This window comes from Enterobacter sp. YSU (assembly GCF_016082135.1).
Classification (GTDB): Bacteria; Pseudomonadota; Gammaproteobacteria; order Enterobacterales; family Enterobacteriaceae; genus Enterobacter; species Enterobacter hormaechei_C.
On sequence record NZ_CP059487.1, the window covers coordinates 4688247 to 4714408 of the forward strand.

Consider the following 26162-nt stretch of genomic DNA (forward strand, 5'->3'; position numbering starts at 1 on the left):
TGGCTGAAGGAGCACGCCTGGAAAGTGTGTATACGGCAACGTATCGGGGGTTCGAATCCCCCCCTCACCGCCATATTTAAGATGAGAGCTCGTACGAAAGTACGGGCTTTTTTCTTTTATATTCTCCGAAAAGGGGGGGATGAGAACCCCCGACTGGGGTTCGACAACTGGCGGCAGCCAGTTGGACAGACTGAGAGCATAGCGAACAGGCTGCCCGCAGGGCGAGCGAAGCGAGTCAATCCCCCCCGGTGCGACACGAGCTGCCTCACCTACAAAAAAAAGCCCGTACAAAAGCACGGGCCTGTCTCAACCATTCCTCAGCTATTCAGCTTTCCAGCCGGTTGCTTTCCCTCGGGAGCAAGTCTCTGGCCAATATTCAAACCCGCTTCATCCTTACGCTCCTCCAGCCAGTAATCCGCATTTTTAATCCCCAGCCGAACCGGGTCAAAGTGTGGATCCAACCCCTGTGCATTCTGGATTTCATAATCCTTCAGGCTGGCAAACGCTTTTTTATGCAACAGAACGATGGCAATAATGTTGAGCCATGCCATCAGCCCTACGCCGATATCCCCTAATCCCCAGGCCAGATCCGCGGTGCGTACCGTGCCATATACCGTCGAAGCCATCAGACACAGCTTGAGCAGGAACGTCAGCCACGGGCGATGAATCTTACGGTTGATGTAGGCGATATTCGTTTCAGCGATGTAGTAGTAAGCAATGATCGTGGTGAAGGCAAAGAAGAACAGCGCGATGGCAACAAAGTAATTACCGAAGCCCGGCATCATACTTTCCATTGCCGTCTGGACATATCCCGGTCCTGCGGCCACGCCCGCTATTCCGGTATAGAGCGCTGCGCCGTCGACGCCCTGCACGTTATACAGCCCGGTGATCAACAGCATAAACCCGGTCGCGGAGCAGACAAACAGCGTGTCGATGTACACGGAGAACGCCTGAACCAGCCCCTGTTTCACCGGATGGCTTACGGCCGCCGCCGAGGAGGCATGTGGCCCGGTACCCTGCGCCGCCTCGTTGGAATAGACGCCACGCTTCACGCCCCACATGATGGCCTGACCCAGAATAGCGCCAAACCCAGCTTCAAGGCCAAAAGCACTTTTCCAGATCAGCAATATAACTGAAGGAAGCTGATCAATATTGATAGCGATAATCACGCACGCGACAATAATATAGCCGAGCGCCATAAACGGAACCACCATACTGCTAAAGCTGGCAATCCTTTTTACGCCACCAAAAATAATAAAACTCAACAGCACAGCAAGTAACGCCGCCGTGACATTTGGGCTCAGACCAAAGGCAATATCCAGGCTCGCACCAATAGAGTTTGCCTGCACACCTGGCAGTAATAATCCGCAGGAGAAAATCGTTACGATGGCAAATAACCATGCGTACCACTTCACGCCTAACCCTTTCTCAATATAAAAGGCAGGACCACCACGATATTCGCCGTTAATTTTCTCTTTATAAACCTGACCTAACGTGGATTCGACAAAAGCAGAGCTTGCCCCCAAAAATGCCACGATCCACATCCAGAAAAGCGCACCGGGTCCACCAAAGGTAATGGCGGTCGCTACACCGGCAATATTCCCTGTCCCCACGCGGCCCGCCAGCGTCATCGTCAGCGCCTGAAACGACGACACGCCTGCCTCGGTAGGACGCCCCTGAAACATCAGGGTAATCATAAGTTTTATATGCCGTAATTGCAGAAAGCGACTACGCAGCGAGAAATAGAGGCCGACACCCAGACATAAAAATATTAACGCCGGGCTCCAGATAACACCATTAATTGCACTAACCAGTTCGTTCATGTATGACCCTTAGCGTGATGTTCCAGAGGAAACGATCCCCTGGCGAGTTTCTTTTTAGAATTTTGTCTGAACAAGTACGAAACATAGATAATTACCCAAAAGACACCAACTTAATTTTTACTGCTTAGTCATGTTCTGTGACAACATTCACGTTTAATTTTAAACCAATAATTAGCATGATCATTATATTCATAGATATTTTGTGGGTATTATAAATACATATCACATTTCCGTGACCTGTATAAAAAGCGTTCACAGCAAATTAACAGTAATATTATTATTACCGCAAAACGGGGCGTAAATCCCGTTGAATGCTATAGGAAATAAATATGATTTAAAAAAGCCACGCGTTCAGAGGGAATAAAGGAAGCTTCCCGGCATAACGCCGGGAAGAAATGACTTAAAATGTGAAATGATCTTAGTCGGAGTACACTTCCAGCGTTCGTTGGCACAGCGCTGAGCGGACGCAGTCCTCTTTTGTGAAGCGGACCACCCCTATCATCTCATCTTCCTCAAAACGTGACATGGCATCGCTCAGGCCGGACTTCACGCCCGACGGCAGGTCACACTGGGTAATATCGCCGTTGACGATAACCGTCACGTTCTCCCCGAGGCGCGTTAAAAACATCTTCATTTGCGCAGCGGTCACATTCTGAGCCTCGTCAAGAATAACGACCGCATTTTCAAATGTACGTCCGCGCATATAGGCGAACGGCGCGATTTCCACCTTGCCAATCTCTGGTCGCAGGCAGTACTGCATAAAGGAAGCGCCCAGCCGCTTCACCAGCACGTCATAGACGGGCCTGAAGTACGGGGCAAACTTCTCGGAAATATCGCCGGGCAGGAAGCCCAGATCTTCATCCGCTTGCAGTACCGGACGGGTAACGATGATCCTTTCCACGTCCTTATGAATCAGCGCCTCCGCCGCTTTGGCGGCGCTGATCCAGGTTTTCCCGCATCCGGCTTCCCCGGTTGCAAAGATGAGCTGTTTACTCTCGATAGCATTCAGGTAGTGCGCCTGAGCTTCATTCCGCGCCACAATTGGCGATGCATCGCGGCTGTCCCGCGCCATGCCAATGGATTCTACGCCGCTCATCTGCACAAGCGAGGTGACCGATTCTTCTTCACGCTGCTTATGGCTACGTGAATCCCGTCTCAGCACACGTTTTGCTTCACGACGAGCTTTGATCACTGCTTTCTGTCTTCCCATGGATAGCACCTTGAGTTGTTGGTATTCATCACACGCGCCAGCATCGGCACGATTATGCGCACGAACATCAGAGGGTTGGCTTCCTTGTAAGCCATTGCTTGCATTACCGGATGACGATATACAACGGCTACGCGCACCGTTATGCACGTCGGTAGAAAAAGGTTCTTGAGGTGAAGGAGAGAATTTGGTGGCGAAGAAATCGCTGCCGGAGTCTGAGCCTCCGCGCCGGGTACTGCGGTTGATGTGTTTACCTTGTCCAGTACAGGACGCAACCATTCGCGATCTCCATAGTGAGTTAGCATCACTGCCGGGAACTACCGCTGTCTTCTCTTAAGTACATCAGGAATTATCATAAATGCAACATTTATTTTACCTGAATGCAACTTTAGGACTGCCCCTACATGGAAAATCAGTCTTATATAGAAATATTACAGAAATATAACAATAAGATAGTCCTTCGAAAAAATAATGTCCCCGCGAACTGTCGCAGGGACGATTATCAGGCTTCTATCAGACCCTGAGCGAGCCAGGCGTTCGCGTCACGCGCGCCGGGCAGGGCAAAGAAATAGCCGCCGCCGATGGGCTTAATATATTCCTCCAGCGCTTCGCCGTTGAGCCGCTTCTGCACGGTGAGGAATCCCTTCTCCAGATCGTGCTGATAGCAGACAAACAGCAGTCCCATATCAAGCTGACCGGAGTTGGTCACCCCCAGCGAGTAGCTGTAGCCCCTGCGCATCATCAGGCTGGATTGCGTCTCTTTGGTGCGAGGATTGGCGAGGCGAATATGGCTGTCCAGCGCGATGACATCCCCGTTCGGATCGCGGGCGTAGTCGGGTTCATCGTGCTCGTGCTTCATGCCGAGCGGTGCGCCGGTTTGCTTATCGCGACCGAAGATAGTTTGCTGCTCTTTCAGCGGCGTGCGGTCCCAGAACTCCACGTGGAACTGAATGATACGCACCGCCTGATAGGTGCCTCCGACCGCCCAGGCCGGTTCGCCCTGATCCGCCGTCACCCATACCACGTTCTTCATCAACGCGGTATTGCTGCTGTCCGGGTTGGCGGTGCCGTCTTTGAAGCCCAGCAGGTTGACCGGCGTCTCTTTGCCTTTACTGCGAGCGGCGTGGTCAGAGATAAAACCTTCCCGCTTCCAGCGCACGCTCAGCAGATCCGGGGTGTGCTTGATAATATCGCGCAGGGCATGGATCACCGTATCCTGGGTATTAGCGCAGATCTGCAACAGCAGATCGCCGTGGCACAGCGCCGCGTCGAGAGAATCATTCGGGAATCGCGTCATTTTTTGCAGCGCTTTCGGCTTCTGCTTCGCCAGTCCGTAGCGATCATCAAACAGCGATTCCCCCACCGACACGGTGATGGTCAGATTATCGGGAGCGATAAACGCGCCGAGGATGCCGGAATCCATCGGCGGCAGGCGCGGATTCGGTGTTTCCGGTGCGGGACCGCCGGCGGTGAGGAAGGCAATACGCGTGGTCAACAGCCTGAACAGACGCTCAAGGTCGGCTTTATCACTCGCCAGCGAATCGAAAGCCACCAGCATCATCGAGGCCTGCTGCGGCGTCAGGATCCCCGCCTGGTGCTCACCATAAAACGGCTGCGTTTCCATACGCGCATCCGGGGAGAGCGTGCCAGGGGCGCTTTGCGGTTTTGCCGCATGCGCCACCGGACAGCCTCCCGCCAGGGCAAACGCGCCGCCCAGCGCCCCTACCCCTTTTAACAACCGACGTCGGGAAGGTTCCGCCACGTCGTATTCGTCATGCTTGTTCATCGCTTAATCCAGACCCAGTACGCCACGCAGCAGGGAGAGATCTTCCGCCAGGGTGGTTATCGGGCCTTTCAGCGCGTTACGGTCAGCATCGGTCAGCTTGTCGTAGGTTTCGAACCCGTCTTTGGTGCGGTATTTCGCCAGGATAGCGTCAACTTTCTTAAAGTTGGCATCCACTTTCGCCAGCAGCTCGCCGTTCTCTTTTTGCAGCTGAGGCCGCAGCAGCTCGACAATTTTCTGTGCGCCGTCGACGTTCGCCTGGAAGTCCCACAGGTCGGTGTGGCTGTAACGATCTTCTTCACCGCTGATTTTGCTGGCGGCCACTTCTTCAATCAGGCCCGCTGCGCCACCCACCACTTTCGACGGTGGGAATGCCAGCTCGCTGATGCGTTTTTGCAGCTCCAGCACGTCGCTGTTGAGCTGCTCGGCGTATTTCTCCATCCCACTGGTGGAGTTATCGCCAAACAGGACTTTTTCCAGACGGTGGAAGCCGGTGAATTTCGGATCGGCGGCCTTCTGCTCGTAGTCGTCTTCACGGGCGTCAATGCTGCCATCGAGGTCAGAGAACAGTTCGGCAATCGGCTCAATGCGCTCGTAGTGCTGACGGGTAGGCGCATACAGGGATTTCGCTTTTTCGATGTCGCCCGCTTTCACCGCGTCGGTAAAGGCTTTGGTGCCTGCCACCAGGTCCGCTGTCTCTTTGGTGACGTAGGCTTTATAGGCGGTAATGGCGTCGCCGAGGCTCAGCAGCGCCGTGCCTTTGGCCGCGTCCGCCGTCGCTGCGCCTTTGACGATCAGCTTACCTTTCGGGTTAGTCAGCAGGCCGCAGGTCATGTCATATTCCCCGGGCTGAAGATTTGCGGTCATCTTCTGGCTGAAGCCCGGCGCGATATTCTCGCGCTCTTCCACCACCATCACCCCTTTCAGGATTTCCCACTCCAGCGCCTTCTGGCTGTGGTTCTGAATAATAAACTGCGTTTTACCGCTGTTAACCGTGATGGTCATCGGCTCGCACTGTTTATCGTTGACGGTGACTTTTACCTGCGGAATATCTGCCGCCTGAGCGGTGAAGGCAGACACGAACAGCGCGGTAATGCCTGCGCATAACGCACTACGACGGAACTGAATGGCCATGACTCTTCCCTTTAAAAGTATGTTGTAACTAAAACAGCACTTACGGCGCTACGCGCGACGTCTGCGAGCCGGTACGCGGCGGCATAGCGAACAGGATCAGCGCCGGAACCAGATAGATAAAGTACATCGCCACTTCGCTGACGCTCGGCGTTTCCTGGTAGCCGAAGATCCCTTCGAGCAGGGTACCGGTCAGTGAATGGGTCGACAGGACGTTGCTGAGATCGAACGCCACGTCCTGGAAGTGGTTCCACAGACCCGCTTCGTGGAAGGCGCGGATCGCCCCTGCCGCCAGCCCTGCGGCCACTAGCAGAATAAACAGGCTGGTCCACTTGAAGAACGCGCCCAGGTTAAGACGAATGCCGCCCCAGTAGAGCAGGAAGCCAAGCACAACCGCCGTGGCCAGCCCGAGCACCGCGCCCAGCGGCGGCCAGATGCCCACGTCCTGCTGAAAAGCCGCGAGCAGGAAGAACACAGACTCCAGGCCTTCACGCGCCACGGCGAAAAAGACCATCATGATCAGCGCCCAGCCGTGGTGGTTGCCTTTTTGCAGGGCGTTATCCACCGCCTGCTCAAGCTGTACCTTCACGTTACGGGAGACCTTGCGCATCCAGAACACCATCCAGGTGAGGATCACCACCGCAATCACGGCGACGATCCCTTCAAACAGCTCCTGCTCTTTCTGCGGGAACTCCCCGGTGGTTTCGTTGATGAGGATACCGAGGCCCAGGCAGAGCGCCGCAGCAAGGAAAACCCCAACCCACATGACGCCAATCCAGCGTCCGCGCTGGGTACGCTTCAGATAACTGGCGATAAGGCTAACAATCAGGGCCGCTTCAAGGCCTTCACGTAACATAATGAGAAAAGGAACAAACATGCCGACACCTTAAATGTTTATCGCGGTCAACTGATGCAAAGAAAAGTAAATTCTTGTGATAGTGATTATCATTACGGCAACAAGAAAAACAAGCGAAATGTGTTGCGTTTTGATGACCAGATGTAAACGCATTGCGGAGTAATAATTGCCTGAGTAACCGTTACGTTTATAAGGTATAACGAAAATGCCCATTTACGGTTAACCGGGGCTGTGGCTAAATGTCCGCCTCGAAAACCAACTGAAAATAAGCCATGTTTAAAATTGTCCATTTCCTGCTGGCGCTGGTGATTATTCTTGCGCTCGCCTGGCTGGTGAGTTTCGACCGCCGAAAAATTCGTATTCGTTTCGTTTTACAGCTGATCGTGATCGAAATCGCGCTGGCGTTCTTTTTCCTCCACGCAGAAAGCGGCCTGTTTATTATTAAATACGTTTCCGGTTTCTTTGAGTCGCTGCTTAAATTCGCTGCCGAAGGGACGAATTTTGTCTTTGGCGGGATGGGTGAAAAAGGGCTGGCGTTCATTTTCCTTGGCGTGCTCTGCCCCATTATTTTTATCTCGGCGCTGATTGGTATTCTTCAGCACTGGCGTATTCTGCCGATCTTTATTCGGGTGATCGGGACGCTGCTGTCAAAACTGAACGGCATGGGCAAGCTGGAATCCTTTAACGCGGTGAGTTCGCTGATCCTCGGTCAGTCGGAAAACTTCATTGCCTACAAAGGCGTGCTGGGCGATCTCTCCTCGCGTCGTCTGTTTACGATGGCTGCCACGGCCATGTCGACGGTTTCGCTGTCGATTGTCGGGGCCTATATGACTATGCTCGACGCCAGATTTGTCGTCGCGGCGCTGATCCTGAACATGTTCAGCACCTTTATTATTCTTTCGGTTATTAACCCGGCCCGCCCGGAAGCGGAGCCGGATATCAGGCTGGAAAAACTGCACGAATCCCAGAGCTTCTTTGAAATGCTTGGCGAGTATATTCTGGCCGGTTTTAAGGTGGCGATGATTATTCTGGCGATGCTGATTGGCTTTATCGCCCTTATTAGCGCCATTAACGCCCTCTTCTCCGGCATATTTGGCATGAGCTTCCAGCAGATTCTGGGTTATGTGTTTTATCCGCTGGCGTGGCTTATTGGTATTCCGCTGAGCGATGCCTTAAGCGCGGGGAGCATTATGGCAACTAAACTGGTGGCGAATGAATTTGTGGCGATGATCGAGCTGCAAAAAATAGCCCATCAAATGTCACCGCGCGGGCTGGGGATTTTGTCCGTGTTCCTGGTGTCGTTCGCTAACTTCGCTTCCATTGGCATTGTGGCGGGGGCAATAAAAGGTCTGAATGAGCAACAGGGTAACGTGGTGTCGCGGTTTGGTTTACGCCTTGTATACGGGGCAACGCTGGTAAGCCTGCTGTCGGCGAGCTTTGCGGGGTTGGTGCTGTAAGTTTTGTGCCCGGCGGCGCTTCGCTTGCACGGGCCTACGATACAACAACGGCGGGTTATCCCGCCGTTTTCATTAAAACTGCACGCACACCGGCTGGTCGACCCGCATCACCGACTCCTGCGCGAAGCGTGACTTATAGATCCCGCGCAACGCTTCGATATTCTTCTCACTCTGCGCGTCTTTAGCGTGGATCAGCATCAATGCCTTGCTCGGCTCGCGCGCCACTTTTCCATCATTCCCCAGCCACTGACCGCGCGCATCAAATACCGTTAAACCATCGCGAAAGCGTGGCGTCACGTCCTGGTCGACAAACTGCTGCCATTCGTTGCCTGTAATTTGCGCCCCGGCAGGACGGTTTAAGCCGAAATAGAGCGTGGTCTGCTGCATCTGATTTTCTGCTTTGCAGGTTTCTACCGCTGCGTGCTGTGCGGGTGCGGTACAGCCCGCCAGCATCACGAATGCCGCCGCCATCAACCCTGTTTTAATTCTCATTGATGAAGACTCACATAGGTGAAAGGACTATCCCCTCTCCCCACCGGGGAGAGGGTTAGGGTGAGGGGAAAATTACTCAGCCTGGAGCTTAGACGGCGGCGCTGAGTGATAGTGCGCGTCCGCCTCCGCAAAGCGTTTCTGCATAGACGCAGACGGCGCTTTACCCAGCAGGCTAAACACCACGATACCGAGGCTGCCGAAGATGAAGCCTGGAATGATTTCGTACAGGCCCAGCCACGCGAACTGTTTCCAGACGATAACGGTTACCGCACCGATAATCATCCCCGCCAGCGCGCCGTTGCGGGTCATGCGTGACCACAGTACAGAGAACAGCACCACCGGACCAAATGCCGCACCGAAGCCCGCCCAGGCGTAGCTCACCAGCCCCAGGACGCGGTTTTCCGGGTTTGCCGCCAGCGCAATCGCCACCAGCGCAACCACCAGCACCATAAAGCGCCCTACCCACACCAGCTCTTTCTGGCTCGCGCCCTTACGCAGGAACGCTTTGTAGAGGTCTTCGGTGATGGCGCTGGAGCACACCAGCAGCTGACAGCTCAGGGTGGACATCACCGCCGCGAGGATCGCGGAGAGCAGAATACCGGCAATCCACGGGTTGAACAGGATCTGCGCCAGCTCGATGAACACGCGCTCGGCGTTCTGGTTCACCGCGCCCGCCTGCGCCGGGTTGTTGTTGAAGTACGCGATACCGAAGAAGCCGACCGCACACGCCCCCGCCAGACACAGGATCATCCACGTCATGCTGATGCGACGCGCGTGAACGATGGTGTGGTGAGAATCCGCCGCCATGAAGCGCGCCAGAATGTGCGGCTGGCCGAAGTAGCCCAGGCCCCAGCCCATCAGAGAGACAATGGCGACGAAGTTCAGCCCTTTCAGCATATCGACGTTTTCGATGCTCTTCTGCTTGATCACTTCCAGCGATTCGCCAAAGCCGCCGACGGTGAAAATGACAATCACCGGAGTCAGGATCAGGGCGAAGATCATCAGGCTCGCCTGCACGGTATCGGTCCAGCTTACCGCCAGGAATCCGCCCACGAAGGTATAGAGGATGGTTGCTGCGGCGCCGGCCCACAGGGCGGTTTCATAGCTCATGCCGAAGGTGCTTTCGAACAGGCGCGCGCCCGCCACGATGCCGGAGGCACAGTAGATGGTGAAGAACAGCAGGATCACCACCGCGGAGATAATGCGCAGGATACGGCTGTTATCTTCAAAGCGTCCGGTGAAGTAGTCCGGCAGCGTCAGGGCGTTGTTGTTGGCTTCGGTGTGCACGCGCAGACGGCCTGCCACCAGCTTCCAGTTGATCCACGCGCCAACGGTCAGGCCGATGGCGATCCAGCTTTCGGAGATACCGGAGATGAAAATCGCGCCCGGCAGGCCCATCAGCAGCCAGCCGCTCATGTCGGAAGCGCCCGCAGAGAGTGCGGTGACCATCGGGCCTAAGCTGCGCCCGCCGAGGATGTAGTCGTCAAAGTTTTTAGTGGAACGCCATGCCAAAAACCCTATCAGGATCATGCCAAAAATATAAACGAGAAATGTCACCAGCATCGGTGTGCTAATAGCCATTCAAATTCTCCAAAATGTCGAGCGACAACCGTCCGGGTTGCCTTGTTATGTCATCACCGGAACGTAGTGATGTGTGTATGTGTTTCCGTTGGGCGCGCTATCCTGCCGTATACGCATCCCACTGACAAACGATTTAACACTGCATTTACATGAATTTCATCCCTGGTTTTATACGTCTTTCCTATAGGTTGCACTCGCTCACGCTTTTACGGGTTGCACCTTTAAAAAGTGTTAAGCACCGCATAAAAACTGGGCTCAGAAACCGCCGCACGTTCTTTTTCACAGCTAACTAATCGTTAACAATCCATTCATTTTCCAGCTTGCAGACCAGGTCACATTTAACACGGTTGCACAAAGTTGCAACATGGTGGATATTTCACGCTATCAACAGAACGCTATTACAGAACAACAGGAGTTTTGGCATGGGGATGACCACCATGGGGGTTAAGCTGGATGACGCTACCCGCGAACGGATTAAAACCGCTGCGACCCGCATCGACCGCACACCGCACTGGTTAATCAAGCAGGCGATTTTTAACTATCTGGAAAGACTGGAGAGTGAAGAAGGTCTGCCGGAGCTGCCTGCCCTGCTGGCGGGTGCAGCGAACGAAAGCGAAGAGGCCGCGACGGCCGTTGAAGAGAACCACCAGCCGTTCCTGGAATTTGCCGAGCAGATCCTGCCGCAGTCCGTCAGCCGCGCCGCCATTACCGGCGCCTACCGCCGTGCCGAAACCGACGCCGTGCCGATGCTCCTGGAGCAGGCGCGCCTGCCGGAAGCCGTTGCCGCTCAGGCGCACAGCCTCGCGTATCAGCTCGCCGACAAGCTGCGTAACCAGAAAACCGCCAGCGGACGCGCCGGTATGGTGCAGGGTCTGTTGCAGGAGTTCTCCCTCTCCTCGCAGGAAGGCGTGGCGCTGATGTGTCTGGCGGAAGCGCTGCTGCGTATTCCGGATAAAGCCACCCGCGATGCCCTGATCCGCGACAAAATCAGTAACGGCAACTGGCACTCCCACATTGGCCGCAGTCCGTCCCTGTTCGTTAACGCCGCCACCTGGGGCCTGCTGTTTACCGGCAAGCTGGTCTCCACCCATAACGAAGCCAACCTGTCGCGCTCTCTGAACCGCATCATCGGCAAGAGCGGCGAGCCGCTGATCCGCAAGGGCGTGGACATGGCGATGCGCCTGATGGGCGAGCAGTTCGTCACCGGGGAAACCATTGCCGAAGCGCTGGCGAACGCCCGCAAGCTGGAAGACAAAGGCTTCCGCTACTCCTACGACATGCTGGGTGAAGCGGCGCTGACCGCCGCCGACGCGCAGGCCTACATGGTCTCTTACCAGCAGGCGATCCACGCCATCGGTAAAGCGTCCAACGGTCGCGGTATTTATGAAGGTCCGGGCATCTCTATCAAGCTTTCCGCCCTGCACCCGCGCTACAGCCGTGCGCAGTACGACCGGGTGATGGAAGAACTCTACCCGCGCCTGAAGTCCCTGACCCTGCTGGCGCGCCAGTATGACATCGGCATCAACATCGACGCCGAAGAGGCGGACCGTCTGGAGATCTCCCTCGACCTGCTGGAAAAACTGTGCTTCGAGCCGGAGCTGGCGGGCTGGAACGGGATTGGTTTCGTTATCCAGGCCTACCAGAAACGCTGTCCGTTCGTCATTGACTACCTGATTGACCTGGCCAGCCGCAGCCGTCGCCGCCTGATGATCCGTCTGGTGAAGGGCGCCTACTGGGACAGCGAAATCAAACGCGCCCAGATGGAAGGTCTGGAAGGTTATCCGGTCTATACCCGCAAGGTCTATACCGACGTCTCTTACCTCGCCTGCGCGAAAAAACTGCTCGGCGTGCCGAACCTGATTTATCCGCAGTTCGCCACCCACAACGCCCACACCCTGGCGGCGATCTACAGCCTCGCGGGTCAGAACTACTATCCGGGCCAGTACGAGTTCCAGTGCCTGCACGGCATGGGTGAACCGCTGTACGAGCAAGTGACCGGTAAAGTGGCCGACGGCAAGCTGAACCGTCCGTGCCGAATCTATGCCCCGGTAGGTACCCACGAAACCCTGCTGGCCTACCTGGTGCGTCGTCTGCTGGAGAACGGGGCGAACACCTCCTTCGTTAACCGCATCGCCGATACCACCCTGCCGCTGGACGAACTGGTGGCCGATCCGGTACAGGCCGTTGAGAAGATGGCGGCGCAGGAAGGCCAGATTGGTCTGCCGCATCCGAAGATTGCCCTGCCGCGCGAGCTGTATGGTGCAGGTCGCGTCAACTCGGCGGGTCTGGATCTCGCCAACGAACACCGTCTGGCGTCGCTCTCTTCTGCCCTGCTAAACAGCGCATTGCAGAAGTGGCAGGCCAGGCCGATCCTTGAGCAGTCCGTTGAGGACGGTGAAATGCAGCCGGTGATCAACCCGGCAGAGCCGAAGGATATCGTCGGCTACGTGCGCGAAGCCACGGAAACGGAAGTGGAGCAGGCCCTGGAGAGCGCGGTGAACAACGCGCCAATCTGGTTTGCCACCCCGCCGCAGGAGCGTGCCGCCATTCTGGAACGCGCGGCGGTGCTGATGGAAGATCAGATGCAGCAGCTTATCGGCATTCTGGTGCGTGAAGCGGGTAAAACCTTCAGCAACGCCATCGCCGAAGTGCGCGAGGCGGTCGACTTCCTGCACTACTACGCCGGTCAGGTGCGCGATGATTTCGACAACGAAACCCACCGTCCGCTCGGCCCGGTGGTGTGTATCAGCCCGTGGAACTTCCCGCTGGCGATCTTCACCGGCCAGATTGCCGCGGCGCTGGCCGCAGGCAACAGCGTGCTGGCGAAACCGGCAGAGCAGACCCCGCTGATTGCCGCCCAGGGCATCAACATTCTGCTGGAAGCGGGCGTACCGGCGGGCGTGGTGCAGCTGCTGCCAGGGCGCGGTGAAACAGTCGGGGCCAAACTGACCTCCGATAACCGCGTACGCGGCGTGATGTTTACCGGTTCTACCGAAGTGGCCTCCCTGCTACAACGCAACATCGCCACCCGTCTGGATGCGCAGGGCCGTCCTACCCCGCTGATCGCTGAAACCGGCGGCATGAACGCCATGATCGTGGACTCCTCCGCACTCACCGAGCAGGTCGTCGTTGACGTGCTGGCCTCTGCTTTCGACAGCGCGGGCCAGCGCTGTTCCGCCCTGCGCGTACTGTGCTTACAGGATGACGTGGCTGACCACACGCTGAAGATGCTGCGCGGTGCGATGGCGGAATGCCGCATGGGCAACCCGGGCCGTCTCACTACCGACATCGGGCCGGTGATCGACGCGGAAGCCAAAGCCAACATTGAAAACCACATTCAGACCATGCGTGCCAAAGGCCGTCCGGTGTTCCAGGCGGTGCGCGAGAACAGCGAAGATGCCCGCGAGTGGCAGACCGGCACCTTCGTGCCGCCAACGCTGATTGAGCTGGCAAGCTTCGACGAGCTGAAAAAAGAGGTCTTCGGTCCGGTACTGCACGTGGTGCGCTACAACCGTAACAACCTCAACGAGCTGATCGATCAGATCAACGCCTCGGGTTACGGCCTGACGCTTGGCGTGCATACCCGTATCGACGAAACCATTGCCCAGGTGACCGGCAATGCTAAAGTCGGCAACCTGTACGTCAACCGCAACATGGTTGGCGCGGTCGTGGGCGTGCAGCCGTTCGGCGGTGAAGGTCTCTCCGGCACCGGCCCGAAAGCGGGCGGTCCACTCTATCTGTACCGCCTGCTGGCAAACCGTCCGGAAAATGCGCTGGGCGTGACGCTGGCGCGTCAGGACGCGGAATATCCGGTGGATGCGCAGGTGAAAGCCGTGCTGACCCAGCCGCTGGACGCGCTGATTAAGTGGGCTGAAAATCGTCCCGAGCTGCATGCGATTGCACAGCAGTACGGCGAGCTGGCGCAGGCGGGAACACAGCGTCTGCTGCCGGGTCCAACCGGTGAGCGCAACACCTGGACGCTGATGCCGCGCGAGCGTGTGCTGTGCGTGGCGGATAACGAGGAGGATGCGCTGGTGCAGCTGGCAGCCGCAACAGCAACGGGCTGTGAGGTGCTGTGGCCGGAAGATGCCCTGCATCGCGACCTCGCCAAACAGTTGCCAAAAGCGGTCTCGGCCCGCATTCGCTTTGCGAAGGCCGATGCCCTGCTGACCCAGCCGTTTGACGCGGTGATCTACCACGGTGATTCCGACCAGCTGCGCGAACTGTGCGAGCAGGTTGCGGCCCGCAGCGGTGCGATTGTCTCGGTGCAGGGCTTCGCCCGCGGGGAGACCAACCTGCTGCTGGAGCGCCTGTACGTTGAGCGCTCGCTCAGCGTTAACACCGCGGCGGCGGGCGGTAACGCCAGCCTGATGACAATCGGTTAATCGTGTAAACTCTCCCCGGTGACGCTACGCTTACCGGGGCTACAAAATAGCCCAGGCCGGATAAGCACAGCGTATCCGGCTTTTTTACATGGAGGGGATGATGAAAAGAGTATTTCTCGCAGGTGCAGCCCTGCTCATGAGCGCCAGCGCGCTGGCCGACGAGTGCGATAACGCGACCACCCAGCTTGAACTGAACACCTGTAGCGCGCAGCAGTACCAGGCCGCCGATAAAAAGCTCAACGAGACGTATCAGGCCGCCATCAAACGTGCGGCAGCGCCTCAGCGCGATCTACTGAAAAAGGCGCAGCAGGCGTGGATTAGCCTGCGCGACGCGGACTGTGCGTTTATCGGTTCGGGTACGGAAGGCGGGAGCGTTCAGCCAATGATTGTTAACCAGTGTCTGGCGGAGAAAACCGCGGAGCGCGAAGCGTTTCTGGCCACGCTGATGCAGTGTGAAGAGGGCGACTTAAGCTGTCCTCTTCCGCCGGGAAACTAGCGCACGCGGATCCCTTCGATAATCATCCGCTGTACGTTTTCCAGGGTGCTCTGGAAAAACGCCTCGTCCTGGAGCGTTTTACCGGTCACCGCCTCGACCTGGGCCGCGAAGTCAGCGTAGTGCTGGGTTGAGGCCCAAATCATGAAGATCAGATGATGCGGATCGACGGGCGCCAGTTTTCCGCTGGCGACCCATCCGGCAATAATGGCCGATTTATCGTCCACCAGCTGCTTTAGATCTCCCGTCAGCTCCGCCTGCAACAGCGGCGCGCCCTGCAACATCTCCAGGCAGAACAGCCTTGATGCCTGCGGGTAATCACGCGATACCTCCAGCTTCAGGCGTATGTACTCCTCTATCGCCACCAGCGGGGCCAGCTCTTCGCGAAACGCCTTGAGAGGTGCCAGCCAGATATCGAGGATCTGCTGCATCACCGCGATATAGAGCGCCTCTTTTGACGGGTAGTAGTAGAGCAGATTGGTTTTGGACACCCCGGCCTGCTCCGCCACCTGCTCCAGGCGCGTACCGTGAATACCAAACTGCGAAAATGTCTCCAGCGCAGCGCTGAGGATCGCCTGTTTCTTGGCGCTCACCGCCTGCGAACGTTTACCGGGTGTTTTCACTGCGCCTTGTGTCATTTTCGCTCTCCATTTTCTGTCCTGCGCTCAGCATAGCAAAACCCCCGTCTCGCCACGACCTTCTGCACCCTCAGCGCGCATGAGTGCCTGTTTTCTGTGCAATGATTTTGACCATCCAGTCCACATTTTCGCTGTTAATTTTAACAACCATCATTTAACACATTAATAACAAAGTGATTTTCAAAACTGGCACTGCCTTTGCAAAAACATCGTGACACCTGCGACGTAATGAAGAGAGGTTCGTGATGAAAATTGGCGTATTTGTACCGATCGGCAACAACGGCTGGCTTATCTCGACCACTGCCCCGCAATACATGCCGACCTTTGAGCTGAATAAAGCCATCGTGCAGAAAGCGGAGCACTACCACTTCGACTTTGCGCTCTCGATGATCAAGCTGCGCGGTTTCGGCGGTAAGACCGAATTCTGGGACCACAACCTGGAGTCTTTCACCCTGATGGCGGGCCTGGCGGCGGTAACCTCGCGCATCCAGATTTACGCCACCGCCGCCACCCTTACCCTTCCCCCGGCAATCGTGGCGCGGATGGCCTCCACCATCGACTCCATCTCCGGCGGGCGCTTTGGCGTTAACCTGGTCACCGGCTGGCAAAAGCCGGAGTACGAGCAGATGGGGATCTGGCCGGGGGACGATTACTTCTCCCGTCGTTACGACTACCTGACTGAATATGTGCAGGTGCTGCGCGATCTATGGGGCACCGGCAAAAGCGATTTCAAAGGCGACTTCTTTACCATGAACGACTGCCGCGTCAGCCCGCAGCCGTCGGTGCCGATGAAGGTGATATGCGCCGGACAGAGCGACGCGGGAATGGAATTCTCGGCGAAATACGCCGACTTCAACTTCTGCTTCGGCAAAGGCGTTAACACCCCGGCCGCCTTCGCGCCCACCGCGGCACGCATGAAAGCGGCCGCCGACAAAACCGGGCGCGACGTGGGCTCCTACGTGCTGTTTATGGTGATTGCCGACGAAACCGACGACGCCGCGCGCGCCAAATGGGAACGATACAAGGACGGCGCGGATGACGAAGCGCTGAGCTGGCTTACCGAGCAGAGCCAGAAGGATACCCGCTCCGGCGCGGACACCAACGTTCGCCAGATGGCCGACCCGACGTCTGCCGTCAATATCAACATGGGCACCCTGGTTGGCTCGTATGCCAGCGTCGCCAGAATGCTCGACGAAGTGGCTGCCGTGCCCGGCGCCGAAGGCGTGCTGCTGACCTTCGATGATTTTCTCACCGGCGTGGAAACTTTCGGCGAGCGCATTCAGCCGCTGATGCAGTGCCGTGCCCACATCCCTGCCGTGACGAAGGAGGTGGCGTAATGACGACCCTCAACGCTCGCCCGGAAGCCATTACCTTTGACGCGCAGCGCAGCGCGCTGATCGTGGTGGATATGCAAAACGCCTATGCCAGTAAAGGCGGGTATCTGGATCTGGCCGGGTTTGACGTCTCCACCACGCAGCCGGTGATTGAGAACATCAAAACCGCCGTGAGCGCCGCGCGTGCTGCGGGCATGCTGATCGTCTGGTTCCAGAACGGCTGGGACGACCAGTACGTCGAGGCTGGCGGTCCCGGCTCACCCAACTTTCACAAATCCAACGCCCTGAAAACCATGCGTCAACGGCCCGAACTCCAGGGCACGCTGCTGGCGAAAGGCGGCTGGGATTATCAGCTGGTGGATGAGCTGGTACCGGAGGCCGGCGATATCGTGCTGCCGAAACCGCGCTACAGCGGCTTTTTTAATACCCCGCTTGACAGCCTGCTGCGCAGCCGGGGCATTCGTCATCTGGTCTTTACGGGCATAGCCACCAACGTGTGCGTGGAGTCGACCCTGCGCGACGGATTTTTCCTCGAGTATTTTGGGGTGGTACTGGAGGATGCCACCCATCAGGCCGGGCCGGATTTTGCCCAGAAAGCCGCCCTGTTCAATATCGAAACCTTTTTTGGCTGGGTCAGTAACGTCAATGATTTCTGCGACGCGCTGGATCCCCCGCTCGCCCGCATCGCCTGAGGAGAACCGCTATGCCGAAATCCGTGATTATTCCGCCGGGCACCAGCACCCCGATTGCCCCGTTTGTCCCCGGCACCCTCGCCGACGGCGTGGTGTATGTCTCGGGCACGCTGCCGTTTGATAAAGACAACAACGTGGTGTTTATCGATGACCCAAAGGCGCAAACCCGCCACGTGCTGGAGACAATCAAAACCGTGATCGAAACGGCGGGTGGGACGATGGAGGACGTGACCTTCAACAGCATCTTTATCACCGACTGGAAAAACTACGCCGCGATTAACGAGATTTACGCGGAGTTTTTCCCCGGCGATAAACCGGCGCGGTTTTGCATCCAGTGCGGGCTGGTAAAGCCCGAAGCGCTGGTTGAAATTGCCACCGTTGCGCACATCGCGAAGTGAGGCGGCCATGAAACTGTCCATTTCACCGCCCCCCTTTGCGGGCGCGCCCGTGGTGGTACTGATTGCCGGGCTCGGCGGCAGCGGCAGCTACTGGCTGCCCCAGCTCGCCGTGCTGGGGCAGGAGTATCAGGTGGTGTGCTACGACCAGCGGGGCACGGGGAATAACCCGGATACCCTGCCGGAAGACTACACCCTCGCACACATGGCCGACGAGCTTGCGCTGGCGTTAGCCGAGGCCGAGATCGCCCGTTACTGCGTGGTCGGCCACGCGCTGGGGGCGCTGGTCGGCCTGCGGCTGGCCATCGATAAGCCCGACGCCCTCACCGCGCTGGTCTGCGTCAACGGCTGGCTGACCCTCAATGCCCATACCCGCCGCTGTTTTGACGTTCGCGAACGTCTGCTGCATGCGGGCGGCGCGCAGGCGTGGGTAGAGGCACAGCCGTTGTTCCTCTACCCGGCAGACTGGATGGCCGCCCGCGCCCCGCGGCTGGAGGCCGAGCACGCGCTGGCGCTGGCCCATTTTCAGGGCAAAGCCAATCTGCTGCGCAGGCTGCATGCCCTGAAACAGGCCGATTTCAGCCGCCACGCTGCACGCGTTCGCTGCCCCGTACAGATTATCTGTTCCACCGACGATCTGCTGGTGCCGTCCGTCTGCTCCGCTGAACTGCACGCCGCCCTCCCGCACGCCCGCAAAACGGTCATGCGCCAGGGCGGGCATGCCTGCAATGTGACCGCGCCGGACATCTTTAACACTCTGCTGCTGAACGGGCTTGCCAGCCTGCTGCACAGCCCAGAACCCGCTTTGTAAGGAGCTTGAATGAGCGAAGCCATCACGCCCGCCGCGCTGGAAACGCTGTTTACCGGCGCACGTACCCATAACGGCTGGCTGGATATACCGGTCAGTGACGAGACGCTGCGCGAGATTTATGACCTGATGAAATGGGGGCCGACGTCCGCCAACTGCTCCCCGGCGCGCATTGTGTTTGTGCGAAGCCCGGAAGGAAAAGAGAAGCTGCGCCCGGCGCTCTCCAGCGGCAACCTTGAGAAAACGCTCACTGCCCCGGTCACGGCGATTGTCGCCTGGGACAGCGAGTTTTATGAGCGCCTGCCTGAACTGTTCCCACACGGCGATGCCAGAAGCTGGTTTACCTCCAGCCCCGCGCTGGCGGAAGAGACCGCCTTTCGCAACAGCTCAATGCAGGCCGCGTACCTGATTTTCGCCTGCCGCGCGCTCGGGCTGGACACCGGGCCGATGTCGGGTTTTGACCGGGAAAAAGTGGACGCGGCCTTTTTCACGGGCACGCTACTCAAAAGCAATCTGCTGATTAACATCGGCTATGGCGATACGACCAAACTTTACGGACGCCTGCCGCGTCTGGCCTTTGACGATGCCTGCGGGCTGGCGTAAGGAGCGAACGTGATGACACCGGATAAACAAACCTTTCGCGACGCTATGGCCTGCGTCGGCGCAGCGGTCAATATCATTACCACCGACGGCCCGGCAGGCCTGGCGGGCTTCACCGCCAGCGCGGTATGCAGCGTCACGGATTCCCCGCCTACCCTGCTGGTGTGCCTGAACCGCGGCGCGTCGGTCTGGCCGATTTTCAGCGAGAACCGCACCCTGTGCGTTAACACGCTGAGTGCCGGACAGGAGCCTTTATCCAACCTGTTTGGCGGAAAAACGCCGATGGCGGACCGCTTTGCCGCTGCCCGCTGGCAGACAGGCGACACGGGCTGCCCGCGTCTGGAAAATGCGCTGGCCTCGTTCGACTGCCGCATCAGCCAGGTGGTGAGCGTTGGCACTCACGACATTCTGTTTTGCGACATCGTATCCATTGTACGCCACCCGGCGCCGCAAGGGCTGGTGTGGTTCGACCGCGGCTATCACGCACTTATGCGACCCGCCTGTTAATCCGCATTCAGGAGACAGATCATGTTCGGACTTCCCCACTGGCAGTTGAAATCGACCTCCACAGAAGAAGGCGTGGTCGCGCCGGATGAAAGGCTCCCGCTCGGGCAGACCATGGTGATGGGCGTGCAGCATGCGGTCGCGATGTTTGGTGCGACGGTGCTGATGCCCATGCTGATGGGGCTGGATCCTAACCTCGCCATTTTGATGTCGGGTATGGGTACCCTGCTGTTCTTTTTTGTCACCGGCGGGCGTGTGCCCAGCTATCTGGGCTCCAGCGCCGCCTTCGTGGGGGTGGTCATTGCAGCGACCGGGTTTAACGGTCAGGGTATTAACCCCAACCTGAGCGTGGCCCTCGGCGGCATTATCGCCTGTGGGCTGGTCTACACCCTGACCGGTCTGGTGGTGATGAAAGTCGGCACGCGCTGGATCGAGCGGATGATGCCCCCCGTCGTCACCGGGGCGGTGGTGATGGCGATAGGCCTGAACCTCGCGCCGATTGCGGTGAAGAGCGTATCCGGCTCGCCGTTTGAAAGCTGGATGGCGGTGATAACGGTGCTGTGCATCGGCGTGGTGGCGGTCTTTACGCGCGGCATGATCCAGCGTCTGCTGATCCTGGTCGGGCTGATTGCGGCCTGTCTGGTCTACGCGCTGCTGGCGAACGTGTTCGGTCTCGGCAAACCGGTTGATTTCACACTGATTCACCAGGCCGCCTGGTTCGGCCTGCCGCAGATGACCTCACCCACCTTTAACGCTCAGGCGATGATGCTCATCGCGCCTGTCGCGGTGATTCTGGTGGCTGAAAACCTGGGCCACCTGAAAGCCGTAGCGGGAATGACCGGGCGCAATATGGATCCGTATATGGGGCGGGCGTTTGTGGGAGACGGTCTGGCGACCATGCTCTCCGGCTCGGTCGGCGGCAGCGGCGTGACGACCTACGCGGAAAACATCGGCGTGATGGCAGTGACCAAAGTCTATTCGACGCTGGTCTTCGTGGCGGCGGCGGTGATGGCGATGCTGCTCGGCTTTTCCCCGAAATTCGGCGCATTGATCCACACCATCCCGGCACCCGTGATTGGCGGCGCCTCGATTGTGGTATTTGGTCTGATTGCCGTCGCGGGGGCCCGTATCTGGGTGCAGAATCATGTTGATCTGAGCCAGAACGGTAACCTGATCATGGTGGCGGTAACGCTGGTGCTGGGAGCGGGTGATTTCGCCCTGACGCTGGGCGGATTTACGGTGGGCGGGATTGGCACGGCGACCTTCGGCGCGATCCTGCTCAACGCCCTGCTGAGCCGCCGGGTGGCTGCCGCGCCGCAGGGCGCCGTGGTGACTCAGGATCCGTGAAATCAACACGTCGGGTAACGGCGACGCCTTACCCGACCTGCATGTTCCTTAAGAGCGATCACGCCTGCTCAAACAGTCGTTCTATAGATTGCGTGGGGAAGAACAGCGAACTGCTGTTTTCACCTGCCAGCGGGATAAACCCCAGCTTCAGATAAAATCGTTTGGCCCGTTCGTTAAGCGCATCCACAAAAATTCCGTGGACGCCAACAGCCTGCGAGGCCAGATAAACAACGCGCATAGCGTGTGTGACAAGCGTTGTTCCCCACTCGTTTCCCTGGAGTTCTTTATGGACAGCCAGACGCCCCAGCGTCACGCTGGGGACGTTGCTGTATGGGATGCGGCGCTGCTGAGTCTTTGAAGGAAGCATCGCTTTTTCAAAGCAACTTCCCGAGAGTGTGTAATAGCCCAGGACACGCGGATGGTCGCGTTCTTTAAGCAGGTAGCCGCGTAAAATACGCCCGCCGTGCTGACGTATCAGGTGCTCGGTAAGGAAGGCATTTAGCGAGGGTTCACCACAATCGAAATCGCCGAAATCGTAATCGGTTCCCTCTGATAACATTTCGATCGTGAGATTTGCCACGACGCTTCACTCCATGTTTCGAAGACGTTTCGCCGCTCGCTTCAGGCGTTCATTTGGCTCTGGCGGATTGTCGATGGCATCCATAACGGCAATCCATGAGGCTTCGTTTAATACGAGACGCCGATGCTGTTCGATGACTTCGGCAGCACGCTCTGACGCACTGTTCACCATAAACTGGGTGATCGTTTGGTTGGTCATCGCTGCCGCTTCTTCAATCATTGTTTTGTCTTCGTCCGACAGGCGAAGATCGATACGCTGTTTTTTGAGTGCTGGCATGGTTTCATTTATCGTGTACGGTTTTCATCCGTACACATCGTAGTTAAACCTGCCCTTTATTTCAATCAAAAGCTTATTCGGCCGTTAAATCGTTCACCGCATTCCGACGCTTTCTGAGCTTTAACTCACTCACCAGCACGCCGAGAACAATAAACGCCGCGCCCACCAGCGCCAGCAGGGGCAGACGCTCCCCGGCGAGTCGCCCGAAAATACCCGCCCATACCGGTTCACCGGTATAAATGACCGTCGCCCGAGTTGGGGATACGCTGCGCTGCGCCCAGTTCATGGTGACCTGGATAATGGCGCTGAAAATGCCCAGCCCCAGCGCCACGACGATAAGCCCGGTAGACATCGGCGGGACGGACTCCCCTGCCGGCACCATCGTCGCGAACGCCACCAGCGACGCGGTGGTAAGCTGCACCACCGTCACCCGCTTGACGTCCACTTTTCCTGCCCAGGCGCTAATCAGGATAATTTCTGCCGCAATGGCGACGGCCCCCACCAGAGTGATGATCTCCCCCGGCCCCAGCGCCAGCAGATTATTTTCCGGCCCGGCTAATAAAATAAGGCCGATGAACGCCAGCACGATGCCAATGCACGACATCAGGCCCGGCATTCTGCCGAGGCACAGCCACTGCAACAGCGGCACCAGCGGTACGTACATGGCGGTGATGAAGGCGGATTTACTGCTGGAGATAGACTGGAGCCCCCACGTTTGCAGGCTGTAGCCCATGGCAATCGCCACGCCAATGGCGACACCCGCTTTAAGCTCTCTCAGGGTCAACCCGCGCAGGGTTTTCAGCGAAATAAGCGCCACGGCAATCGCCGCGGTTGCAAAGCGCAGCCCCACGAAGAAAAACGGATCGCTCATCGTGACCGCGTACTGAACAGCAAGAAAGGTTCCGCCCCAGAACATGGTGATCAAAATCAGGATGGCTTCCTGAGGCTTAATGGAGAAGGTAAAACGGGAAACGGACATGGGACACCAGCACGAAGAATCAATCCTGTAGTGTGCGATGCCTTTGATGACAGTTCAATGTAGCAGACATAAAAAAACCGCCGGGAAACCCGGCGGCAGGGAGTTAACCCGGCGTACTACTTGTTGCTGCCGTGGCTATTTTTACCCCCTTTTTTACCAGCCTCTGATGCGCGCTGAGGGTCGTTTTTAAAGTTGCCCCCGCTAGACTGGCCACCTTTACGACCTGCTTCTGATGCTCTTTCACGGTCTTCAGCGAAATTACCTGAACCACCACGATGGTTTGCCATCTCTAACCTCCAGAGTGTGAAACATTAGACATCATATTGCATTCAGTAAAAGAGGATTCTTTCACCTCGCGGCTCAAGGACAGTGCCTTTATCTGTGCCGCGTGAAACTAAGCTTAGTGTAATGCGGCTATCCGGCAAGCGAGAGGTAATATTCTGCAACATGATCTCAGCCTTTCGTATGAAATATCGGGGAAGTCATTCATAAGCCGTTCTTATATTTTGAAAAATCCGCTCCGCGAAAGTTGTTTCATTTTGCTACAAGGCGCGTAACCAAAAGATATTGTTATATATCAAAGAAATGCCGTTCATTTTTGCAGTCTGGCTGTGATGTCATATCTTTAAAGGAACGCAGCGATCCGCTGTAAGAAAAACCAACGAGGAGTGATGCAAAATGGCAAAAGTTCTGGTGCTCTATTATTCCATGTATGGACACATTGAAACCATGGCTCACGCAGTAGCAGAAGGCGCAAACAGAGTAGACGGCGTTGAGGTCGTGGTTAAACGCGTACCGGAAACCATGCAGGCGGAAGCCTTCGCCAAAGCCGGGGGGAAAACACAAAACGCCCCGGTCGCCACCCCGCAGGAGCTCGCGGACTATGATGCCATTATCTTCGGCACCCCGACCCGCTTCGGCAATATGTCCGGCCAGATGCGCACCTTCCTCGACCAGACGGGCGGGCTCTGGGCCTCCGGCGCGTTATACGGCAAGCTGGCCAGCGTGTTCAGCTCTACCGGCACGGGCGGCGGCCAGGAGCAGACGATCACCTCCACCTGGACTACTCTTGCCCATCATGGGATGGTGATTGTGCCGATTGGCTACGGCGCGCAGGAACTGTTCGATGTTTCCCAGGTTCGTGGCGGGACACCGTATGGCGCGACAACCATTGCCGGTGGGGACGGTTCACGTCAGCCAAGTAATGAAGAACTTTCAATCGCCCGCTATCAGGGTGAATACGTCGCGGGTCTTGCCAAAAAACTGAACGGCTAACCCAACAGGAGGACAAGTATGCCAACTCAAGAATCCAAAGCTCACCACGTGGGCGAATGGGCAAGTTTACGCAATACCTCTCCGGAGATTGCCGAAGCCATCTTTGAAGTCGCCAATTATGACGAAAAGCTGGCTGAGCAGATTTGGGAAGAAGGCAACGATGAAGTGCTGGTTCGCGCCTTCGAAAAAACCGACAAAGACTCGCTGTTCTGGGGCGAGCAAACCATCGAACGTAAAAACGTCTGAACGTTCCCCCCGCCCGCGCGGGGGGTTATCTTCTATTTCGCCGCGTTGTTCATCACCGCATTGAATTTATCGACAGGACAGAAGCCGTTGCCATCCACCGGGCAGCCCTTCAGCTCCAGCGTCACGCGCTGCGCAGGGGATTGCAGCGACAGTACGCTGGCGTTACGCAGCTGATCTGAACTCTGGTAGACATACTCAATTTTCATCAGCTCCTGATTAGTGTTTTTGTCATGCCAGCGCTGGAAGACAATTTTACCGCCAATCGGGGTTCGTTCCTGCTGGTCGTGCAGCTGATAAGGCCTGAAGTCCAGCGCGGTCAGCAGCGAGGCGATGTTAGAGTCATGCCCCACCAGCAGGGTGATTTTTGGCGCTTTTGCCTGGTCGGTCACCAGCGCTTTATCAATGTACTTCACCAGCGGTTTAGCCACGTTCTGCGCCACCTCCGTCGACGTAAACAGCGAGTCCTGATAGCCGTTTTTCAGCTTCGACAGCACGCGCCACTGCTGATCGGTTTTGATTTCCCCCCAGGCCACCTGGTCTGTCGGGAAGCCTTCGTAATACTGTAGCGTGAACGCATCCACCAGCGAGTTACCCACCTTCAGCGGCCCGGAGACGCCCGGTTCTTTTTCATAATCGGCGCTGAACGTATCTTTCGCCTCCGTCAGGGAGCAGACTTTTTTCTCCTTGCAGGACGGCGAGTCGCTGTAGTTTGTCAGCTGTTCCAGCAGTTTGTAGCTTTCATCCAGCTGCATTTTCTGCCGTTCCGTCTCCATCGCTTTCAGCGCTTTCTCGCGAAACTCAGGGGAGTTATCGGTAATGACCGGATTGAAGGTGGGGTCCATGGTGCCCATTTTTTCCTGGTGATGCACAGGAACATCGCACCCGGGGAACGCGCCGGTGATAAAGAACTGTGCGGTCGCCACGGTGCGCTGGAGGCTGTTGGCGTAGGCATAGACGGTATCCGCTGGCGGGCATTCACCCGTCTTCACCATCCCCTGCTCTGCCAGCCACTCGCGCATATAGTGACCCATATACACTTCCAGTACGCCACCTTTGGTGGTGAGCTGTCCACCCGGGACGTCCCACTCCGGCCACTGCTTCGGCGTGGACTGCTCCAGCACGCTGCCGTTATTGGCAAGCGGCGCGCGCAGGTTGTGGCGGCTCATGATGAGCACCTGTTCCAGCTGATAGCCGTCCGGCGTCTCCTGCGCCTGTGCGCCAAAGGTCACGGAAAGGGTACATGCCACGGCAACTGCGAGTAGTGCTTTTCTCATCCCTAA

25 protein-coding genes are annotated in these 26162 nt (G+C 57.3%); 12 read left to right on the forward strand and 13 right to left on the reverse strand.

Annotated elements, in window-relative coordinates; genetic code table 11:
- Positions 1–317 precede the first annotated feature (317 nt).
- The 5 genes from H2Z33_RS22585 to efeU all read right to left on the reverse strand — a co-directional run bounded on the left by H2Z33_RS22585 (position 318) and on the right by efeU (position 6821).
- Positions 318–1823: an alanine/glycine:cation symporter family protein gene (locus H2Z33_RS22585; RefSeq protein WP_017384761.1), complete on the reverse strand. Its 1506-nt coding sequence runs from the start codon at positions 1821–1823 to the stop codon at positions 318–320.
- A gap of 418 nt (positions 1824–2241) precedes the next feature.
- The gene (phoH, locus tag H2Z33_RS22590; RefSeq protein ID WP_017384762.1) at positions 2242–3033 is read right to left on the reverse strand and encodes a phosphate starvation-inducible protein PhoH; all 792 of its coding nucleotides are present in this window, start codon (positions 3031–3033) and stop codon (positions 2242–2244) included.
- Positions 3034–3532: 499 nt separating this feature from the next.
- Positions 3533–4816 carry an iron uptake transporter deferrochelatase/peroxidase subunit gene (efeB, locus tag H2Z33_RS22595; RefSeq protein ID WP_023296295.1) on the reverse strand — a complete coding sequence of 428 codons (1284 nt, stop codon included), beginning with the start codon at positions 4814–4816 and terminating at the stop codon, positions 3533–3535.
- 3 nt (positions 4817–4819) lie between these two features.
- A complete protein-coding gene (efeO, locus tag H2Z33_RS22600) occupies positions 4820–5947 on the reverse strand; it encodes an iron uptake system protein EfeO (protein WP_033487253.1) in 1128 nt (375 codons plus the stop codon).
- A gap of 40 nt (positions 5948–5987) precedes the next feature.
- A complete protein-coding gene (gene efeU / locus H2Z33_RS22605; RefSeq protein WP_017384765.1) occupies positions 5988–6821 on the reverse strand; it encodes an iron uptake transporter permease EfeU in 834 nt (277 codons plus the stop codon).
- 251 nt (positions 6822–7072) lie between these two features.
- Here efeU and H2Z33_RS22610 point away from each other — a divergent pair, with 251 nt between their 5' ends.
- Positions 7073–8257 (forward strand): NupC/NupG family nucleoside CNT transporter, encoded by a 1185-nt coding sequence (locus H2Z33_RS22610; RefSeq protein WP_017384766.1) that lies wholly within the window; start codon positions 7073–7075, stop codon positions 8255–8257.
- Between the two features lie 72 nt (positions 8258–8329).
- Here H2Z33_RS22610 and H2Z33_RS22615 read toward each other — a convergent pair whose 3' ends face one another.
- Together H2Z33_RS22615 and putP are read right to left on the reverse strand one after the other, a co-directional pair.
- Positions 8330–8749, reverse strand: a complete 420-nt coding sequence (locus tag H2Z33_RS22615; RefSeq protein WP_063135264.1) for a DUF3574 domain-containing protein — start codon at positions 8747–8749, stop codon at positions 8330–8332.
- A gap of 72 nt (positions 8750–8821) precedes the next feature.
- Positions 8822–10330, reverse strand: a complete 1509-nt coding sequence (putP, locus tag H2Z33_RS22620; protein WP_017384768.1) for a sodium/proline symporter PutP — start codon at positions 10328–10330, stop codon at positions 8822–8824.
- Between the two features lie 422 nt (positions 10331–10752).
- On the opposite strand from putP, the gene putA reads away from it, so the two are divergent.
- Both putA and H2Z33_RS22630 read left to right on the forward strand, forming a co-directional pair.
- A complete protein-coding gene (putA, locus tag H2Z33_RS22625; RefSeq protein ID WP_032670923.1) occupies positions 10753–14715 on the forward strand; it encodes a trifunctional transcriptional regulator/proline dehydrogenase/L-glutamate gamma-semialdehyde dehydrogenase in 3963 nt (1320 codons plus the stop codon).
- A gap of 100 nt (positions 14716–14815) precedes the next feature.
- Positions 14816–15211, forward strand: a complete 396-nt coding sequence (locus H2Z33_RS22630) for a lysozyme inhibitor LprI family protein (protein ID WP_017384770.1) — start codon at positions 14816–14818, stop codon at positions 15209–15211.
- Here H2Z33_RS22630 and rutR read toward each other — a convergent pair.
- Positions 15208–15846 (reverse strand): HTH-type transcriptional regulator RutR, encoded by a 639-nt coding sequence (gene rutR, locus H2Z33_RS22635; protein ID WP_003858090.1) that lies wholly within the window; start codon positions 15844–15846, stop codon positions 15208–15210. The genes H2Z33_RS22630 and rutR overlap by 4 nt on opposite strands.
- Before the next feature lie 245 nt (positions 15847–16091).
- Here rutR and rutA point away from each other — a divergent pair, with 245 nt between their 5' ends.
- Genes rutA through rutG form a run of 7 tightly spaced genes read left to right on the forward strand, consistent with a single transcriptional unit; the run spans position 16092 to position 21526 of the window.
- The gene (gene rutA / locus H2Z33_RS22640) at positions 16092–17183 is read left to right on the forward strand and encodes a pyrimidine utilization protein A (protein ID WP_003858092.1); all 1092 of its coding nucleotides are present in this window, start codon (positions 16092–16094) and stop codon (positions 17181–17183) included.
- Positions 17183–17872 (forward strand): pyrimidine utilization protein B, encoded by a 690-nt coding sequence (rutB, locus tag H2Z33_RS22645; protein WP_045349209.1) that lies wholly within the window; start codon positions 17183–17185, stop codon positions 17870–17872. Before rutA ends, rutB begins: the two co-directional genes overlap by 1 nt.
- A gap of 11 nt (positions 17873–17883) precedes the next feature.
- On the forward strand, positions 17884–18270 hold the full coding sequence (rutC, locus tag H2Z33_RS22650; RefSeq protein ID WP_015570870.1) for a pyrimidine utilization protein C: 387 nt from the start codon (positions 17884–17886) through the stop codon (positions 18268–18270).
- A 7-nt stretch (positions 18271–18277) separates the two neighbouring features.
- On the forward strand, positions 18278–19078 hold the full coding sequence (gene rutD, locus H2Z33_RS22655; protein ID WP_063135265.1) for a pyrimidine utilization protein D: 801 nt from the start codon (positions 18278–18280) through the stop codon (positions 19076–19078).
- Between the two features lie 9 nt (positions 19079–19087).
- Positions 19088–19678, forward strand: a complete 591-nt coding sequence (locus tag H2Z33_RS22660; RefSeq protein WP_017693662.1) for a malonic semialdehyde reductase — start codon at positions 19088–19090, stop codon at positions 19676–19678.
- A gap of 12 nt (positions 19679–19690) precedes the next feature.
- Positions 19691–20182 carry an NADH-dependent FMN reductase RutF gene (rutF, locus tag H2Z33_RS22665; RefSeq protein ID WP_015570873.1) on the forward strand — a complete coding sequence of 164 codons (492 nt, stop codon included), beginning with the start codon at positions 19691–19693 and terminating at the stop codon, positions 20180–20182.
- A 21-nt stretch (positions 20183–20203) separates the two neighbouring features.
- On the forward strand, positions 20204–21526 hold the full coding sequence (rutG, locus tag H2Z33_RS22670) for a pyrimidine utilization transport protein G (protein ID WP_047741395.1): 1323 nt from the start codon (positions 20204–20206) through the stop codon (positions 21524–21526).
- Between the two features lie 58 nt (positions 21527–21584).
- Here the strand turns inward: rutG and H2Z33_RS22675 are convergent, their stop codons facing one another.
- The 4 genes from H2Z33_RS22675 to H2Z33_RS22690 all read right to left on the reverse strand — a co-directional run bounded on the left by H2Z33_RS22675 (position 21585) and on the right by H2Z33_RS22690 (position 23648).
- The gene (locus tag H2Z33_RS22675) at positions 21585–22106 is read right to left on the reverse strand and encodes a GNAT family N-acetyltransferase (protein ID WP_032647926.1); all 522 of its coding nucleotides are present in this window, start codon (positions 22104–22106) and stop codon (positions 21585–21587) included.
- 6 nt (positions 22107–22112) lie between these two features.
- Complete coding sequence (locus tag H2Z33_RS22680; RefSeq protein WP_015570876.1) at positions 22113–22382, reverse strand: DUF1778 domain-containing protein; 270 nt, start codon at positions 22380–22382, stop codon at positions 22113–22115.
- Positions 22383–22455: 73 nt separating this feature from the next.
- Positions 22456–23361 carry a DMT family transporter gene (locus tag H2Z33_RS22685; protein ID WP_017693666.1) on the reverse strand — a complete coding sequence of 302 codons (906 nt, stop codon included), beginning with the start codon at positions 23359–23361 and terminating at the stop codon, positions 22456–22458.
- Positions 23362–23477: 116 nt separating this feature from the next.
- Complete coding sequence (locus tag H2Z33_RS22690) at positions 23478–23648, reverse strand: general stress protein (protein ID WP_001273664.1); 171 nt, start codon at positions 23646–23648, stop codon at positions 23478–23480.
- Positions 23649–24039: 391 nt separating this feature from the next.
- Between H2Z33_RS22690 and wrbA the strand changes: the two genes are divergently transcribed.
- The gene (gene wrbA, locus H2Z33_RS22695; protein WP_006809323.1) at positions 24040–24636 is read left to right on the forward strand and encodes an NAD(P)H:quinone oxidoreductase; all 597 of its coding nucleotides are present in this window, start codon (positions 24040–24042) and stop codon (positions 24634–24636) included.
- An 18-nt stretch (positions 24637–24654) separates the two neighbouring features.
- Entirely contained in the window at positions 24655–24882 is a 228-nt protein-coding gene (locus tag H2Z33_RS22700) for a YccJ family protein (RefSeq protein WP_006809324.1), read from the forward strand.
- 32 nt (positions 24883–24914) lie between these two features.
- On the opposite strand, the gene agp is transcribed toward H2Z33_RS22700, so the two are convergent.
- The gene (agp, locus tag H2Z33_RS22705; RefSeq protein ID WP_063135267.1) at positions 24915–26156 is read right to left on the reverse strand and encodes a bifunctional glucose-1-phosphatase/inositol phosphatase; all 1242 of its coding nucleotides are present in this window, start codon (positions 26154–26156) and stop codon (positions 24915–24917) included.
- Positions 26157–26162 lie beyond the last annotated feature (6 nt).